Consider the following 17,135-nt stretch of genomic DNA (forward strand, 5'->3'; position numbering starts at 1 on the left):
AAGCGAAGCTGCTTCAGCGGCTCTTTTTACTTTCCGCTCCGACAGGGAGAGGTCGCGCGTGATGACAGGTCAGACGCCATCCGCCGGCCTCCTTCACGAAGACGTTGCTCGCCGTCATCCGTGCCCCGCCGACTTCCTCGACGCAGAGTACGAACGCCATCCGCTCCGTACGGATGACGGTTACCTCCTTCGGAAAGATCTCCGGCGGCTCTGCTAAAACCAGAACGTCGTGCCAGGAGGCCATCACCTCTTCGCGTCCTGTGATACCCGGCCAATTGGGATGGTACACGGAAACAACATCGCGAGCCGACCACAGAGCATCCATTGTTGCGAAATCACCTGAGCGGATCGCGGCGTAGAAGCGATCGTTGGCGGCGATGACTTCAGTCTGCTCCATGTCCTGATCCATGACGTTCCTCCATCTCCCTGGAACCGGTCTTCACGCAAGCGCATGTCACGGAGGTGACGCACTTCCCGCCTTCCAGTTCCCTAGAGACGGAAGACGACCGCGCCACCTGTCAGACCAGCGCCTGCTGCCGAGAATAGCACGACTTGCGAGGAACGATAGTCGCGAGCTTCCGCACCTTTCGATAGCGTGAACGGAATCGAGGCGGCGGAGCTATTCGCATAGTCTGGCACTGTCGAAATAACTTGGTCGGCTGAACACCCCAAACGCCCGCGAACTGCCTCAATAATGCGGGCATTTGCCTGGTGTGGAATCCAATGGTCGATGTCCGAAATACTCAGTCCTGCCTGCGTCAAAGCTGCACGACTTGTATCTGTCATCATGGCCACCGCCTTCTGAAACACGGCCCGCCCGTCAGACAACGACATCAGCGTTTCAATTGGATCCAGCCCCATGCGGAATGGCTGCCGGCTTCCTCCTGACGGGATTTTGATGAGATCGTATCCATCACCCTCACTCGCCAGTTCGCAACCGATAACGCCTGCATTTTCTCTGGAACTCGGAGCCAGCAAAACGGCGCCTGCAGCATCCGCAAAAAGGATCGCGCTCGCACGCTCTTCCGGATTTATGCGCCGCGACAGAATATTGCCAGCGATGACAAGAACTGGAACGCGCCTTGTTCTCACGAAGGAATCCGCCAAGCTCAAAGCATAAACGAAACCGGCGCAGGCGCCTGCCATGTCAATGCCCCCGGCCCGGCTCAACCCCAGGCGATGCGCCACGAGCGGAGCCGACGGCGGCAACAAATGATCCGGTGTAGACGTCGCGAGCAACAAAAGCCCGACGTCCTTGCGTGCGAGTCCCGCCCGCTCTAGCGCCCGCTCCCCTGCAGCAATTGCGATGTCCGAAAGTGCCTGATCATCATGCGCCCATCGGCGGGACCGGATTCCCGTCCGTCGCTCGATCCACCCAGCTTCGAGCCCAAGCTGCTGCTCGATTTCGGCATTGGTAACGATCCGCTCCGGCGCATAATGCCCAAGCCCAGCGATCTCGACACCAATGCTATTCCTACTGCCCGCGACACTCATGCGGCATTAACCAACTCGGCGGCATCAGAAATCGCATCATAAATTTTGTCGAGATCCTGCGCCGTCACACAGTACGGCGGAAGCACATAGATCGTGGAGCCCAACGGTCGCAACAGAACGTCCCTTTCGAGGAAGAAGTCATAAAGGCGAGGCCCTACCCCGGCGAGATAGCCAGGATCCCCGCAAGCCAGATCCATAGCTGCAATCGTCCCGCACTGACGCAGGGATGAAAAACGTTGGTCACCGGAAAACCGGTTGAGCCGTTCGGACTGTAGCGTGCTCAAGGTCGAGATACGTTGGCCCACCGGCTCGCTTTGCCAGATTCCGACGTTGGCCAACGCAGCGGCGCAGGCGATCGGGTTCGCCGTATACGAACTCGAATGATAAAAGGTCCGCGTGCGATCTTGAGAATAGTGCGCTTCAAATATCGGCGCCGTCGCCAGCGTCGCCGCTAGCGGCATGCTTCCCCCCGTGATCCCCTTTGCCAGACACAGAATATCAGGCGTGATGCCTGCCTGTTCACACGCAAACAACGTGCCCGTCCGCCCCCACCCTGTCATGACCTCGTCGGCAATCAACAGCACATCAAACCGTTCACAGATGCGCTTCATCTCTGCGAGCGTCTCCGCCGGCCAGGTCAGCATACCTCCGGCCCCGAGGATCAATGGTTCCACGATGAGCGCAGCCACCGCCTGATCACGGCATGCCGCTTCAAGCGCATCGAACGTGCCCTGCTCGCTCCCCGACACAGGAAACGGCAACCGCTCAACATCGAACAACAAAGGACCATAGGCCTCGTTAAAAACGCCCCGCGCACCTGCCGACATCGTTCCGACAGTGTCGCCATGATAGGCGTGCTCCAGCGCAAGGATGCGTGAACGCGGTTCCCCTCTGTTGTGCCAATACCCGAGCGCCATCTTCAGACCGACCTCAACGGCGGTCGATCCGGAATCGGAATAAAACACATGCGACAAGCCTGCAGGAGCAAGGCGGATGAGTTCCTGCGCCAGCCGCTCCGCAGGCTCATGCGTAAAGCCAGCGAAGATAACATGATCCAGCACATCGCACTGACGCTTTATCGCGTCCATGATGTGCGGATGCCGATGACCGTGGGTAACAACCCACCACGACGAAATGGCATCGAGGATCTTCCGGCCTGAAGCCGTTTGCAGGATCGCACCCTTAGCACGCGCAATTTCCGGAATCTCTGCCTGCAGCGCATGTTGCGTGAAAGGATGCCAAACGGGCGATTCTGATTGCACGCTCATTGGAAATCCTCACGACGAAAGTGCGCGTCGAATGCCGCATGCAGAGTTACCGCATCGAGCGACGCCAACAAGGGCAAACGCCCCAGACGCCGCGCCATCGCGAAATCGCATATCGTGCGTTCCGTATCGATGTTCTCCTCACCAATGAAAGTGATCCCGTGAATGTTGAGACCTCGCGTCTTCAACACGTCGACCGAGAGCAAAGTATGGTTGATCGTACCCAGCGACGTCCGCGCGCAGAGAATAATCGGAAGCGCCCAATCCGCCATGACATCGATCTGGAGCAGGTCGCGTGTGAGCGGCACCAGCAGCCCCCCGGCAAGCTCGACAACGACGGGGCGCGCCGTCTCAGGCAGACCTAACTGCGACCGCTCGATTTGAACCTTGTCAATCTCCGCCGCGAGATGAGGTGAGCAGGGCGTGCGCAAACTGTGTCGCGGCTCAAGGAAGTGATCCGCAGGCAAACCTGAAAGTCGCTGCACGACCTGCGTATCGGTCTCCTCGTGCGTCCCCGCTTGAACGGGCTTCCAGTAGTTGAAGCCGAGCGCACGTGTGAGCGCTGCACAAAAGACGGTTTTTCCGATCCCCGTGTCGGTTCCGGCAACAATGAAACCCGATGTCATGATGCCAGCCGTTGCGCTTGTTCTTCCGCGAGGTCATCAACCATGGCCAACGCCTCGTCCTCGCTCACATTGAGATTAAGCGACAGCCTCAGCCGCGCGGTTCCTTCCGGCACCGTAGGTGGGCGGATCGCACGGATATCATACCCGCGCGTTTGCATTGCCGCCGCAAGTCGCACGGCCTCAGCATCACTTCCGACAATCACCGGCTGGATCTGTGTGCCCGTGGGCTGGATACCACATTTCTCTTCAAGTGCCCGCCCGACACGCTGAACAAGGTGGTTCAACTGCGCCCGGCGCTCGTCGCCCCGCGCGATGAGCCGAAGACTTGCCCGCACCACCGCCGCAAGCAGAGGCGAGGGAGCCGTCGCATAAATAAACGGACGCCCCCGATTGACGATGAAATCACACAAGACCTTGGGCGCCGTAATAATCCCGCCCATAACGCCCAGCGCTTTGCCACAGGTATGAAGCGCGATGAAATTCTCGGTCGCCTCGAACCTCGCCGAGAGCCCCCGGCCTTGAGGACCAAAGACGCCCGTCGCATGGGCCTCATCGGCAACCAGTATCGCATCATGCCAGCGCGCGACGCTCATCAGGTCTTCCAGCGGCGCGATGTCCCCATCCATGCTGTAGAGACTTTCCACCGCAATCCAGGCTCGTCCCGTATGCCCCTGAGACCGCCACTTCGCGATGGCATCCCCGAACGCCTGCACGTCGTTATGCGGAACGGCAACATGCGGAGCGCGCGAAGCCTTCATACCATCGTGCACGCTGGCGTGGATCAGTTCATCATGGATGATAAGGTCTTCGCGCTGCGGCAGCGTAGAAAACAGTGCGTAGTTCGCAACAAATCCGCCGCCGAAGAAGAGCGCAGCCTCAGCTCCGAAGAACGTGGCCGCTTCCGCCTCAAGCGCCTCGTGTTCAGCATCGTTCCCTCGTAGGAGACGCGATCCTCCAGAGCCGATACTTGCCCCCTGCTCCAAAGCAACCATCGCCGCTTCCCGCAACTCAGGAGCCGAAGCCAAGCCGAGATAATCGTTTGAGGCAAAGTCGAGCCCTGCGCGCGGTGAAAGCTGCCGCAACCGATTGCGACGGGCCAGCGCTTCAAGACCGCGCGCCTGAGCTGCGTGCCTGCTTTTCGCCCGCGCGTCGTTCATGGAGCCTTTCGCCTTTCAGGTCATCCGGCTAACGAACCCCTTCAGGTTCCGGGTGCCATACCTTGAAGACCGAGCTTGTCGAACAGCACATCATCCGCGTCTTCGCCAGGATTGTCCGCCGTGAGCAATGTCTCGCCGACAAAGATCGAGTTCGCTCCGGCAAAGAAGCATAGAGCTTGAAGCTCGTCGCTCATCTCCGTGCGCCCGGCGGACAAGCGAACGACTGACTTCGGCATCATGATGCGCGCAACTGCAATGGTGCGTACGAAGTCGATACCATCGATCCTCTCCGTCGACGCCAACGGCGTCCCCGGAATCGGTATGAGCATGTTGATCGGGACACTTTCCGGATGCTGTTCGAGATTAGCCAGCGTGACCAGCATGTCGACCCGGTCCTGACTATCCTCGCCCATACCGAGAATGCCGCCGCAGCAAACCTTGATGCCCGCTTCCCGCACCCGATTGATCGTGTCGATACGGCTTTCAAAGCTGCGCGTTGTGATGATCTCGGAGTAATAGCGCTCCGATGTATCGATGTTGTGGTTGTAGTAGTCGAGCCCGGCGTCCTTGAGCCGGCCGACATCATCGTCCGTGAGCATGCCCAGCGTCATGCACGTCTCAAGGCCCAATTCTTTCACGCCCTCGACCATGGCCACGATCGTGTCCATGTCACGCGCCTTCGGGCTCCGCCATGCTGCCCCCATGCAGTAGCGCGTAGCGCCCGAAGCCTTGGCCGCACGCGCGCCTTCGAGCACCTCCTGGACCGCCATCAGCTTTGAAGCCTTCAAGCCGGAATCGTATTTCGCGGACTGGCTGCAATATCCGCAATCCTCCGGGCACCCGCCCGTCTTGATCGAAATCAGCTGGCTCTTCTGGACGGCGTTGGCGTCGAAGTAGCGACGATGAAGCGTGTGCGCCTCAAAAAGCAGATCGTTAAACGGGCGCCGATAGAGTTCGAGCGCTGCGACACGTGTCCAATCATGACGCACATCGCTCCGCTTCGCCGTCTCGGCGCGCGCCATTGCAACCGTGTCGGTGAGCATGAATTATCTCTCCTTGCTATCCCGTGGAGGTGTCGGCTCTTTAACTGAACCAGCCGCGGCGAACACTTACCGCCTTGTTTGGCCGCATTTTGTGCACCGCCGAGCCCGCTCCGGCAAGCCCTTGTCAGCGGTTGTACTTTCCACGAGGCCCAAATCACCCTGGTATCCCAGCATTCTGCGGCTATTTGCCTGCAGGTTGCGCCAGAACATGCCATGTTCCGTCTGCGGCAGCGCCACCCGTTTTAAGAGCTTCGCCGAGGCTATCGATGATTTGTCCGGCTATCGGTAGCCGATAGTGCAAATTGTCCCAATAATTCTCGTCGCGGGTCGTAAGCTGAGAATGGCGCCGAAAATCAATAAGATAGGCGTCGTGCCGACGTGCTAAGCCCGCGATGCGGGACTTACATTCCGTTTCGACGGCGGCAACGTCGCTACCAAGACGCGGCTGGGCAGCAATATGAACCGGCATAAAAACCAGGATCACCCGCTGAGCAGCGAGCGCACCCAAATCGGCGTCCAGCCACTTCAAGGCTGGAAAATCCCATCCCTTCCGCTCTTCATCCGAAGCTACGTAAGGTTTTGAGGCAGCAGTGCGTCGATGCCCGCGATTTCCCCAAATCTTACGTTTGGCCTTTTCAGCGTCATAGCTCGCATCCGGCGGAACAAAGACCTCGAACCCGCGTGAGGATATGCGAGCCTCTGTGAGCCCCAAATGATAAGCAAGCTTCCGGCCGGCGATTTCAACGGCCTTTCCATTCAGCATGAACGGGAAATCGTTCCAGGGATTGGCGTCGTACATCCAATCGGGAAAGCCCCGCTTTGTGATACGCCGCTCATCGGCACGCTGATCGCACCACACCACATCAAGGCCGACAATAAGGGTATGGAGTTTTGCCCCTTCAGACTGCACGAGGTGCATGAGTTGGCTCTGCTCCCAGGCCCGCCCATCATTGAGCGCTAGGTTCAGAAATCGGCCGCCAAACTGGGCATCAAGAAGCTCTGGATCCAACAAGCGTGACGTTGACGTTCCGACGACAACCGAATCGTAGTCCTTTTCCCGCACCAGCGCCGGATACTGAAAGCGCTGATTGTCGTCCATGACGACATGAGATCCGGTGAAACTCCACGGCAGATTGCCGTACGGATTCAACGCCGCCACAATCAGAACAAGGGCCACAGCCGAAACGGCGAACGTCAGCAGCAGTATCCGCGCATGGCCCGACCAATTGAAACCTGTCTTCAACTCCCGCGCGCACGAGCGCTCCGGTTCGCGGCCCCGCCCCACTTCCAGCGCTCGTACCTCGTCCGTCATGCGGAGCAGGGTTCCCTCAGCTCTCCACCGGCGCCGTCATCGCCTGCGTCGTTACCGTGAAGGAACGGTCATGCCGCAAAGACGGAACACGCGCACGGACTTGAGCAACTTGCCCCAAATCGATGTCAGCAAAAACGACGCCCGGTTCCGTCCCGCCTTCGGCCAGAACTTCACCCCAAGGCGAAATGATGACGCTATGACCATAGGTTGAACGGCCATGCTCATGCTGACCACCCTGCGCCGCTGCAAGCACGAAACACTGTGCCTCGATCGCCCGCGAACGCAACAAGGTATGCCAGTGCGCCTCACCCGTCGTACGCGTGAACGCCGCAGGCACGGCTAACAACGAAGCCCCGCCATGAGCCAACGCCCGGAAAAGATAGGGAAAACGTAGGTCGTAGCAGATCGTCAAACCGAGGCCGCCCCAAGGTGTGGCCGCGATCACGGCTTCTTCTCCGGCCTTATAGTTCTCGCTTTCGCGGTAACTCTCACCATTGGCAAGCTCGACGTCGAACATATGGATCTTGTCATAGCGCGCGGCAATCTCGCCAGCGGGTGAAATCAGGAAAGACCTGTTCGCCAGCTTGTCCGGCGTTACCCGCACGGGGATCGATCCGATGTGCAGCCAAATCCTAAGCGCGTGCGCAACCGACTGAAACGCCGCTAACGCCTCATTTCCTTCCTCCGGCTGACAAGCGGCAAACAAACGTTCGCGATCGAGCTCCATCAGCGTCGTGACTTCGGGCGTCTGAACATACTGCGCGCGCCCCGCTGCCGCCTCACGGATCAACGCAACCGCTGCCGTCACATTGGCGTCGACCGTACGGCCCGAGCACATTTGTACGAGGCCCGCCCGAAATTTTTCACCTGCAATAGTGTTATTAGTCATGTGCCGCCCGTTGTATTCGAATATGCTTCGCTGACCACGCTAACAAAAAGGAATACGCCGCTCGGCTATCGAGAGAAACCCCGAAAACTGCTCAATCACTCCGGGGGGTCAGCTTAGCGTCGAGACGGCCTGTGGTTTCAAGGGCGAACAGATCGTCCCAGCCGCCAACATGCTCATCACCGATAAAGATCTGCGGCACCGTATTGCGACCCGCCGCCTTCGCACGCATGGCCTCCCGCAAATCAGCGCGCGCCGTAACATCAATTTCCTCAAACGGGGCATTCTTTTTGCGGAGCAGGTTTGTGGCCATATGGCAGTATGGACACAACAGTGTTGTGTAGATGGTTATGTGCGCCATTCCCTCGTCTCACACGCTGCCGGATCAACCCGAAAAGCTAGCGATAGCAGGTGTTCATGGCAAAGCCCTAACCATGCACTTTCAACAACCGCGACGTTACGTCGTCATGCGTTCGGGCTCCGTGACCAACGCCAAGGCCAGAACATCAACTGCCACCGCACCGGCATCCAGCAAGACCTTGGCACAAGCCTCCACCGTGGCGCCGGTCGTAACGACATCGTCAACAAGAAGAACGCGGCGTCCCTGCACAATGGACCGCCCCATAGGTGCGATAACAAACGCCCCCCGCACATTCTGCCTCCGTTGCGCATGGGTCAAACCGACTTGGCTCCGGGTCGCCCGCACGCGGTGCAGGACCATAGGTGAGTGCTTTACCCCCGACCGTCGGCTGAGCTCCCCGCCCAGGATGGCCGCTTGATTGAATCGGCGCTTGAGCAGCCGTAAGCGATTGAGCGGAACGGGGACAATGACATCAGCGGTATCTAGCAATTCGTGCCCCGCCTGCAGCAGCCAACCACCGAATAGCCGCCGAATATCGTGGCGATCGTGATATTTGAAGCGATGGATAAGCTGACGCATAACGCCGTCATAACTCGCGACCGCACGCGCCCGATGATAGAGCGGCACGCGCACCGCGGCCGCCGCCGAAATCATGACCCCACCCGTATCAAACGGCAGAGGCAAACCGAGCCGGTCACACAAAGGCGCACGAATAAAATCTATTTGGCACCAACATTCCGGGCAAAGCGCATGATGTACGGATAAGGGAGCCTGGCACGCGAGACAGACAGGCGGAACAATGGTGTCGGCGAGGCGACCGGCAAGGGCGCGCGCATTGACAAAAAATGCGCTAAAAGCTGAGCGTGTCTGCGGCTCTGCGCCGTTACTTTCGCCCTTGCCTGAAACAACCATAAGCAAATTCCTCCGTACACGAGGATAACCTGCTCAGCTTGAATCGGCGAGAGCCAGCGCGACCTATGTAGAACGAAGTGCACGCCTCTATTCATATCGCCCAGGCCTGCAAAGCCACGGAATCAGGAATGGCATCCGAGACCTCAAATATCGTTTTTGACCGTGCCCAGCTTCGCCGTCAGCGCAACCGCGCCGCGGGTGGTGCCGCCGATCACGACTTCCTGCTGGCTTATGTGAGTGACGACCTCGTTGACCGCCTATCCATCGTCACGCGATCATTTCCGGCAGCGCTCAATCTTGGAGCCCACCACGGTCTGCTAAGCCGTAGAATTAGAGAACGCGACAACGTCGGCGTGGTGATAGACGCCGACGCATCGCTCAACCTCCTCATGCAATGCACGGGCCCCCGCGTCCTCGCCGATGAAGAGGCCCTCCCGTTTGCTTCCGAAAGCCTTGATCTGGTCGTCTCTGGCTTAGCGTTCCAGTTCGTCAACGATTTGCCCGGCACCCTCATTCAGATCCGCAAGGCTTTGCGGCCTGACGGTCTGCTCCTGGCCACATTGCTAGGCGGCGCCACGTTGAGAGAACTGCGTCATGCTTGGCTGGTTGCTGAGTCCGAAGTTTCCGGTGGTGTCTCGCCGCGCGTGGCACCTTTTGCCGATGTCCGCGAGGTAGGGGCTCTTTTGCAGCGAGCGGGCTTTGCACTTCCCGTCGTCGATTCCGAAACGCTGACAGTGACCTATGATTCCCCCCTCGCACTGATGAGGGAACTCAAGAAAATGGGCGCCGCAAATGCTCTATCAGGGCGGCACAGACATCCCGTCACGCGCCATCTGCTGGCGCGCGCATGCGAGGTTTATATAGACACCTTCGCAACCTCTGACGGAAGGATACCCGCTACCTTCGAATTGATCACGATGACGGCATGGGCACCGCACGAAAGTCAGCAGAAGCCCTTGCGTCCAGGCTCCGCACAACATCGTCTGGCAGACGCCCTAGGCACGACGGAACATTCCACCGGAGAAAAACCGGACCAAGTCGGCAATTCAAAACGTCGAGACTAGTCGAACCACTTGATCAGCCGAGCAGGTCCCTCAGCATGGGGACAAGCGGAATGTCTGCTGGCGGCATCGGATACTTGCCGAGTCGACTGGCACGCACCCAAGCCAACTCCTGGCCTTCCCGCGCGACGATGTCCCCATCCCACTTCCGACAGAGGTAAAGGGGCATCAGCAAATGAAACTGCTCGTAAGTGTGGCTGGCGAAGGTGAACGGTGCGAGGCAGCTTTCACAGACCTCGATGTCCAGTTCCTCACGCAATTCGCGCACGAGAGCCGCCTCGGGCGTTTCCCCGACGTCCACCTTGCCGCCGGGAAACTCCCACAGACCAGCGAGATTTTTGCCTGCAGGACGTCGCGCGATAAGCACATGGTTGTTCGGATCGACAAGCGCAGCGGCCACAACAAGCAGCATTTTGGACTGCGGTGCCGCATCTCCCTCGGATGAAGGACGTAAAGTAGTAAGAGCCATCAGCGCAGCCTGTAACAAGTTTCAACGAGACCCGTCAGGCCACGTTTTATGAGATTGGCATTTCCTGCAAGAGCATCACGCTCAGATAGTAGATCTATCGCGAAACGGTCGCCAAACAGCTTTTCCACTTCGACCTTCGACACCGAAAAAGGCGGGCCAGACATTTCGGCAGGATTATAGGAAAGCGAAACGAGCAACCCACTGACCTCAGGCTTCAACACCTCCCCCAGCCTCCGCGCATACTTGGCCCGCATGTCGGGAGGGAGTGCCACAAGGCTCGCCCGGTCATAAAAATAAGAGACATTTGCAAGGACGCCTTCGGGCAATTGAAACAGATCGCCGCACCAGATCTCAAATGGCCCCGCAGAATAAACCGAGAAACTTTCTTCCCGGCGCAACTCAGGCTCAAGCCGCTCATTCTCAAAGAAGGCTTCAACCGCCTGTGCACTGAGTTCCACGCCGAGCACGGAATGCCCGCGCGCCGCAAGCCAACGCATATCGAGACTTTTACCGCACAGAGGCACAAAAACACGGGTTTCAGTGTTCTGGGCGATCTGCGGCCAGAATTCGGATAGCCCCGCCTGCACCTCGTCACGATGAAAGCCGATGTCACCCGTTTCCCAGCGCTTGATCCAGAATTCTGGTTCCATCGCTCTCACCTCATCGCGGAGATGCGTGCAGCATCCCTCTCGTTTGTTTCTAGCTGCGATAATCCGCATTGATAGAAATGTACGCGTGCGTCAAATCGCAAGTCCACACACGTGCGTGACCGCCGCCGATACCAACGTCGACGCAGATCTTAATCTCAGCGTTCTTCATATATTGAGCCACGGTCTGTTCGACATACTCCGGCGCGCGCTCCCCCTCTTTCGCGACGAGATGCGGCCCGAACCAGATCGAAAGCCGGTCGCGGTCAGCAGCCTCTCCGGATTTGCCCACCGCCATGACGACGCGTCCCCAGTTCGGATCTTCACCGGCGATCGCGGCCTTCATGATTGGTGAATTGGCAATAGAAAAAGCGATTGTTCGGGCTGCCTTGTCACTCTCAGCACCCGTCACCTCGATTTCCACGAACTTGCTCAATCCCTCGCCGTCTTTAACGATCGCCATCGCGAGGTCATGCATCACGCCCTTGAGCGCAGCAGAAAACGCCGGAACGCGAGGATCCATTGCGTCCGCAATCTCCGCCGCACCGCGCTCCGCAGCTTTACCCGTTGCGAACACAAGAACCGTATCGCTAGTCGAAGTATCGCCATCCACGGTGATGCAATTGAAGGTTTGATCAGCGAGCTCTGAAACGAGAGCTTGCAGGACCGGGTGTGCGATCGGAGCATCGGTAAAAATAAAGCTCAGCATCGTCGCCATGTCGGGCGCGATCATGCCTGCCCCCTTGGCGAAACCCGCAATGCGCACCGGCACCCCATCCAAATCAACGCTCACTGACACGAGCTTGGGATAGGTGTCCGTCGTCATGATAGCCTGCGCCGCCGGCAACAGCGCATCAGGCGCCGCTTCAGTAGCAAGCCCTTTCAGCAGGTGTGAAAACGCACCGGCGTCCATCGGCTCTCCGATGACACCCGTCGAAGCCAGCATCACCTCTTCTGGAGCACACCCAACCGCCTCCGCCGCTGCGGCTGCCGTGATCTCGACAGCTTCCTGCCCGCGCTTACCCGTAAAAGCATTCGCATTACCGGAATTGACCACCAATGCCCGCGCGCATCCGTGACGCAATTGAGCCGCGCACCAATCGACAGGCGCAGATCTTGTTTTGGACTGCGTGAGGACGCCGGCTACCACCGTGCCAGGGTCCAGTACTGCCACCATCAAATCCTTTCGGCCCTTATAGCGAATACCCGCTTCAGCGACCGCCAAACGCACGCCTTCCACCGGAGCAGCCTGCGGCAATGATTTGGGGGCGAACGGCGAAAGCGGTGGTGGTGAACCCATCTCGGATCTCCGAATGAGAAGGTGGCGTGCATCCGGAAAAGTGGAAACCGGCTTTCCGATAAGAAGCACAACCAAACAAAGAGCTAAGGGGGGCTCCGCGATTCAACAAAAGGTGAAAGGACTGAAACCCCGGCACAGAAAACAGTTCGGGCCGCTAAAAAACAAGCGGCCCGAGACATCAGCAAAGATTAGAGCGAGCGCCGGCTTATTCGGCTTTCTTGCCCTCAGCCGGTTCGGCATCTTTCTTGTCCGCCTCGCCTGCCTTTTCTTTCGCCTCAAGCTGCTTGATTTGCTGCTCGATCATTTGGCGCTGCTGCTCGGCTTGAGCCTCTTGCGCCGCCACTTCCTTTTTGATCTCCGGATCGACGTATTCAATCTTCGCGTTTTTACGGAGATCCTCCGCGACGGACTGAGCCTTGCGATGGATCATTGAGTTAAGAATGCGGTCCTTGACCTCGTCGAATGTCGGCAGCGGCTTCTTGCGGCGCTCCTCGACCTTGATCAGGTGCCAGCCGAACCGGCTCTCGACCGGATCGGAAATATCGCCCGGCTCTAGCATGAACGCAGGCTCCTCGAACTGTGGAACCATCTGACCGCGCGAGAAGAAGCCAAGAAGCCCACCGTTATCCTTCGTCCCAGGGTCCTGAGAGAATTCCTTAGCCATCTCCGCAAAGTCGGCTCCGCGAGCGATCTTTTCCTTGATATCACGCGCCTCCTCTTCTGTTTTCACCAGAATGTGACGCGCTTTGACCTCTTCCTCCGGCTTCATGCCTTTGATCTGGTCGTCGTAAAATGCCTTAGCGGCCGCTTCACCCACAGAGTCCTTGATTTTGCTATCGAAGTAGGCTTCGCGTAGCGCTTTGCGCTTGTAGTAGGCCATCCGCTCATCGAAGCCCGGCGCCTGATCCATCTTTTCGCCAAGCGCGGCATCCGCCATAAGTTGCGTTTCGATAATGTATTCAACTAAAACGCGACGTCGCGTGGACTCCGGCAGATTGCCGAGGTCGGAGCCGATTTCAGATTCTGCTAGTTGCAGATCCCGATCCGTAACGGGCTTGCCATTGACGGTTGCCAGCGGTGCATCTTCGGCGGCGATTGGCCCAGCAGGCAGCCAGACGAGGGCGCCAAGCATGGCCGCCGCGAGTAAATTCATTGTGGACTTGGATGTCATGGAAACTTTCACGCGTTGTTCCTTTCCCGGTCGATTGGCTTCTACCGCCACGGCTCTTAGTTGTGACTTTTGAACCGGCCCGGCCATCGTAGGAGTGTTAAAACTCAATGTGTTGCCGGCATCGATAGACCAGCCCATGCGACGCTGCCAAGTGAAGATTTCGATAGATTGGTCAACCGCTGATCGCGTTTCGACCCGTCTCAGCCACGGCGATCCGTTGACATTTACGCTTGCCGGTCCTTATTTCTGCCTCTAACGGCATGGACCGGTTCGTCTGGCCGCACTTTGTCGTGTCGGCTTCGCACTCTCGGCCGTTCTTCCACCCAAGGTTGAAGATCGCGCCCAACCACCGGTGTGAGCATCGCGTGAACGGGCTTGCGATGCGTATGACGGCAGCGGGGCTGAGAATTTTTGGGATGTCCGGAGGGGCTCCCGTTTGAAAAACGTTTGAGGACCGAATGCTCCCAATCGCCACGCTGGCAACCAAGATTTTCGGCTCGTCCAATGCGAGGCGCGTAAAGAGCTACCGCCCCCGCGTTCAGGCAATAAACGCTCTGGAACCGGAAATCGAGGCCCTATCGGATGACGCCCTGCGAGCCCGGACCGAAGAGTTCCGCCGCCAGATCAAAGAAGGGGCCAAACTCGACGACCTTTTGGTTCCTGCTTTCGCAACCGTGCGCGAGGCCGCAAAGCGAACGCTAGGCCAGCGTCACTTCGACGTCCAGTTGATCGGCGGCATGGTCCTGCACGGTGGCAATATCGCCGAAATGAAGACCGGTGAAGGTAAGACGCTTGTGGCGACACTACCCGTCTACCTCAACGCATTGGCTGGCAAAGGCGTCCACGTCGTTACGGTCAACGACTATCTCGCCCAACGCGACGCCGACTGGATGGGCCAGATCTATCGTTTCCTAGGCCTAACTGTCGGTTGCATCGTCCATGAACTCGATGATGATGCACGCAAAGACGCTTACAATTGTGATGTAACGTACGCCACCAATAACGAGCTGGGCTTCGATTATCTACGCGACAACATGAAGATGAGCCGCGATGAAATGGTCCAACGCGATCATTTCTTTGCGATCGTCGACGAGGTCGACTCAATCCTGGTCGACGAAGCCCGCACGCCACTCATTATCTCTGGTCCGCTTGACGACCGCGCCGAACTTTATAACGCCATCGACAGCTTCATGCCGCAATTGAACGCGGAAGATTATGAACTCGATGAAAAGCAACGACAGGTCTCGCTGACCGATGTCGGCAACGAGCACATCGAGCAGCTGCTCGAAGCCGCCGGAATGCTTAAGGGCAGCTCGCTTTATGACATCGATAACGTCACCGTAGTCCACCACGTCAATCAGGCGCTAAAAGCTCACAAGCTGTTCCAGCGCGACCGGGACTACATTGTTAAAGGTGGCCAGGTCGTCATTATCGACGAGTTCACCGGCCGTATGATGGCTGGACGTCGCTACTCGGAAGGCCTGCATCAGGCGCTCGAAGCCAAAGAACACGTCGAGATCCAGCCTGAAAACCAGACGCTGGCCTCGATCACCTTCCAGAATTACTTCCGGCTCTACAAAAAGTTGGCCGGCATGACCGGTACGGCGCTTACTGAAGCCTCGGAATTCATGGACATTTACGGGCTCGATGTCATCGAGATCCCGACCAACAAAACCATCGCGCGCATTGACGAAGATGATGAGGTTTATCGTACGCAGCGAGAAAAACTCTCTGCCATCGTAACAACCATTGCCGACAGCGTACGACGCGGACAGCCGACACTTGTCGGTACGGTATCCATTGAGAAATCCGAACAGCTCTCGGAGTTGCTCAAAGACAAGAAGCTGATCTCCGAACTCGGCCATAAACTCATTGAGCAGGCAAAGCCCCTCAAGGAGAAGGAGAGCGAACTCAAAAACTACCTGACAGATATTGGAAACTTCCTCATCGACCGCGCCCGCAACGCAAAGGGCTCCGAGGCTGTCATTCCGCACAATGTCTTGAATGCCCGCTATCACGAGCAGGAAGCGAGCATCATCGCCCAAGCGGGTATTCCCGGCGCGATCACCATCGCGACCAACATGGCAGGCCGCGGTACCGATATTCAGTTGGGCGGCAACGCCGAGTATCAACTCAAGGACTGGCTGGCAGAAGAAGCCAAAGCTGGTCGCGAGCCGACAGAGACCGAAAAGAAGAAGAAATTCGAGGAAATCGAAGCGCGGGTCGCCAAAGACAAGCAACGTGCGCTCGATGCCGGTGGCCTTTTCGTTATTGCAACCGAACGCCACGAAAGCCGTCGTATCGATAACCAGCTGCGTGGCCGCTCCGGCCGCCAGGGTGACCCCGGACGCTCAAAGTTTTACCTCGCTCTTGACGATGACCTCATGCGGATCTTTGGGTCCGATCGCATGGAGAGCGTGTTGAAGTCTCTCGGCCTTCAAGAAGGCGAGGCGATCACCCATCGCTGGATGAACAAATCACTCGAAATGGCGCAGCGCAAAGTTGAAGCGCGCAACTTCGATGCCCGTAAGCACGTTCTCAAATACGACGACGTGATGAACGACCAGCGTAAGGTCATCTTCGAGCAACGCCTTGAAATCATGGGCGAAGACGACGTCTCTGAAATCATCCAGGAGATGCGCAACCAGGTCATCGACGAGCTGATTACGAAACATATTCCTGAAAACGCTTATGCGGAACAATGGGACGTTGCCGGCCTGACCGAAGCGGTTTCCAACACCTTCGGCCTCGATTTGCCGATTGCCGACTGGGCCAACGAAGAAGGCATCGCCGACGAAGAAATTCGCGAGCGCCTTTCGAAGGCCGTCGAAGAAAAGGCCGCCTACAAAGCCGCCGACATCGGAAGCGACCTGTTCCGTCAGATCGAAAAGATGGTGCTCCTTCAGACGCTGGATCATCTCTGGCGTGAACACCTTGTGACGCTTGAGCATCTGCGTCAGGTCATCGGCTTCCGAGCTTACGGGCAACGCGACCCACTGAATGAATACAAGTCCGAAGCCTTTGTTCTATTCGAAGCCCTGTTGTCGAGATTGCGTGAAGCCGTAACCGGTCAGCTCATGCACATCGAGCTCGCTCAGGAAGCTGAGGACGAGTACCTGCAGCCAACAGAACTACCACCCATGCACGCTCATCATATCGATGCAACGACTGGCCTGGACGAGTTCGCAATGGCCGATGCCGCGATCGAAGCTGGTGGCCGGGATGGATACGGCGAAGAAGAACGTCGCGCGCCCTTACAAACACGCCGAGGCTCGCGCGATATTGATCCGTCCGATCCTGCAACGTGGGGACGCGTCGCAAGAAACGCACCGTGCCCATGCGGTTCGGGCAAAAAGTACAAGCACTGCCACGGTAAGCACGATTGAGAAGCTCGTTTCGCCGGCAGCCGGACGCGAGCATAGTGAAACGCT

16 protein-coding genes are annotated in these 17,135 nt (G+C 58.0%); 2 read left to right on the forward strand and 14 right to left on the reverse strand.

Annotated features, from left to right (window positions below; genetic code table 11):
* Nucleotides 1–13 precede the first annotated feature (13 nt).
* From YBN1229_RS03565 to YBN1229_RS03610, 10 genes are all read right to left on the reverse strand, one after another.
* Complete coding sequence (locus YBN1229_RS03565) at nucleotides 14–409, reverse strand: nuclear transport factor 2 family protein (RefSeq protein ID WP_052743670.1); 396 nt, start codon at nucleotides 407–409, stop codon at nucleotides 14–16.
* An 80-nt stretch (nucleotides 410–489) separates the two neighbouring features.
* Nucleotides 490–1,494 (reverse strand): beta-ketoacyl-ACP synthase III, encoded by a 1,005-nt coding sequence (locus YBN1229_RS03570; RefSeq protein WP_046476732.1) that lies wholly within the window; start codon nucleotides 1,492–1,494, stop codon nucleotides 490–492.
* Entirely contained in the window at nucleotides 1,491–2,762 is a 1,272-nt protein-coding gene (locus YBN1229_RS03575; RefSeq protein ID WP_046476733.1) for an adenosylmethionine--8-amino-7-oxononanoate transaminase, read from the reverse strand. Before YBN1229_RS03575 ends, YBN1229_RS03570 begins: the two co-directional genes overlap by 4 nt.
* Nucleotides 2,759–3,385, reverse strand: coding sequence for a dethiobiotin synthase (bioD, locus tag YBN1229_RS03580; protein ID WP_046476735.1), 627 nt, complete (start codon nucleotides 3,383–3,385; stop codon nucleotides 2,759–2,761). Before bioD ends, YBN1229_RS03575 begins: the two co-directional genes overlap by 4 nt.
* Nucleotides 3,382–4,542, reverse strand: coding sequence for an 8-amino-7-oxononanoate synthase (locus tag YBN1229_RS03585; protein ID WP_046476737.1), 1,161 nt, complete (start codon nucleotides 4,540–4,542; stop codon nucleotides 3,382–3,384). Before YBN1229_RS03585 ends, bioD begins: the two co-directional genes overlap by 4 nt.
* A gap of 41 nt (nucleotides 4,543–4,583) precedes the next feature.
* Nucleotides 4,584–5,585 (reverse strand): biotin synthase BioB, encoded by a 1,002-nt coding sequence (bioB, locus tag YBN1229_RS03590; protein WP_197540875.1) that lies wholly within the window; start codon nucleotides 5,583–5,585, stop codon nucleotides 4,584–4,586.
* Between the two features lie 181 nt (nucleotides 5,586–5,766).
* Nucleotides 5,767–6,897, reverse strand: a complete 1,131-nt coding sequence (locus YBN1229_RS03595) for a hypothetical protein (protein ID WP_052743671.1) — start codon at nucleotides 6,895–6,897, stop codon at nucleotides 5,767–5,769.
* Nucleotides 6,898–6,913: 16 nt separating this feature from the next.
* The gene (locus tag YBN1229_RS03600) at nucleotides 6,914–7,786 is read right to left on the reverse strand and encodes a carbon-nitrogen hydrolase family protein (RefSeq protein ID WP_046476739.1); all 873 of its coding nucleotides are present in this window, start codon (nucleotides 7,784–7,786) and stop codon (nucleotides 6,914–6,916) included.
* Between the two features lie 91 nt (nucleotides 7,787–7,877).
* Nucleotides 7,878–8,144, reverse strand: coding sequence for a glutaredoxin 3 (gene grxC / locus YBN1229_RS03605; protein WP_046476741.1), 267 nt, complete (start codon nucleotides 8,142–8,144; stop codon nucleotides 7,878–7,880).
* A 96-nt stretch (nucleotides 8,145–8,240) separates the two neighbouring features.
* Nucleotides 8,241–9,056 carry a ComF family protein gene (locus YBN1229_RS03610; RefSeq protein WP_076605276.1) on the reverse strand — a complete coding sequence of 272 codons (816 nt, stop codon included), beginning with the start codon at nucleotides 9,054–9,056 and terminating at the stop codon, nucleotides 8,241–8,243.
* A 128-nt stretch (nucleotides 9,057–9,184) separates the two neighbouring features.
* Between YBN1229_RS03610 and YBN1229_RS03615 the strand changes: the two genes are divergently transcribed.
* The gene (locus tag YBN1229_RS03615; RefSeq protein WP_046476743.1) at nucleotides 9,185–10,120 is read left to right on the forward strand and encodes a methyltransferase domain-containing protein; all 936 of its coding nucleotides are present in this window, start codon (nucleotides 9,185–9,187) and stop codon (nucleotides 10,118–10,120) included.
* A gap of 13 nt (nucleotides 10,121–10,133) precedes the next feature.
* On the opposite strand, the gene mutT is transcribed toward YBN1229_RS03615, so the two are convergent.
* The 4 genes from mutT to YBN1229_RS03635 all read right to left on the reverse strand — a co-directional run bounded on the left by mutT (nucleotide 10,134) and on the right by YBN1229_RS03635 (nucleotide 13,704).
* Nucleotides 10,134–10,586: an 8-oxo-dGTP diphosphatase MutT gene (mutT, locus tag YBN1229_RS03620; protein ID WP_046476745.1), complete on the reverse strand. Its 453-nt coding sequence runs from the start codon at nucleotides 10,584–10,586 to the stop codon at nucleotides 10,134–10,136.
* Nucleotides 10,586–11,236 (reverse strand): thiopurine S-methyltransferase, encoded by a 651-nt coding sequence (locus YBN1229_RS03625; protein ID WP_046476747.1) that lies wholly within the window; start codon nucleotides 11,234–11,236, stop codon nucleotides 10,586–10,588. The genes mutT and YBN1229_RS03625 overlap by 1 nt, the downstream gene beginning before the upstream one ends.
* Before the next feature lie 49 nt (nucleotides 11,237–11,285).
* Nucleotides 11,286–12,533: a bifunctional glutamate N-acetyltransferase/amino-acid acetyltransferase ArgJ gene (argJ, locus tag YBN1229_RS03630; protein WP_046476750.1), complete on the reverse strand. Its 1,248-nt coding sequence runs from the start codon at nucleotides 12,531–12,533 to the stop codon at nucleotides 11,286–11,288.
* Nucleotides 12,534–12,738: 205 nt separating this feature from the next.
* Complete coding sequence (locus YBN1229_RS03635; RefSeq protein ID WP_244464999.1) at nucleotides 12,739–13,704, reverse strand: peptidylprolyl isomerase; 966 nt, start codon at nucleotides 13,702–13,704, stop codon at nucleotides 12,739–12,741.
* 458 nt (nucleotides 13,705–14,162) lie between these two features.
* Between YBN1229_RS03635 and secA the strand changes: the two genes are divergently transcribed.
* Nucleotides 14,163–17,090, forward strand: a complete 2,928-nt coding sequence (gene secA, locus YBN1229_RS03640; RefSeq protein WP_046476752.1) for a preprotein translocase subunit SecA — start codon at nucleotides 14,163–14,165, stop codon at nucleotides 17,088–17,090.
* The last annotated feature ends 45 nt before the right edge of the window (nucleotides 17,091–17,135 follow it).

This window comes from Candidatus Filomicrobium marinum, from assembly GCF_000981545.1.
GTDB lineage: Bacteria > Pseudomonadota > Alphaproteobacteria > Rhizobiales > Hyphomicrobiaceae > Filomicrobium > Filomicrobium insigne.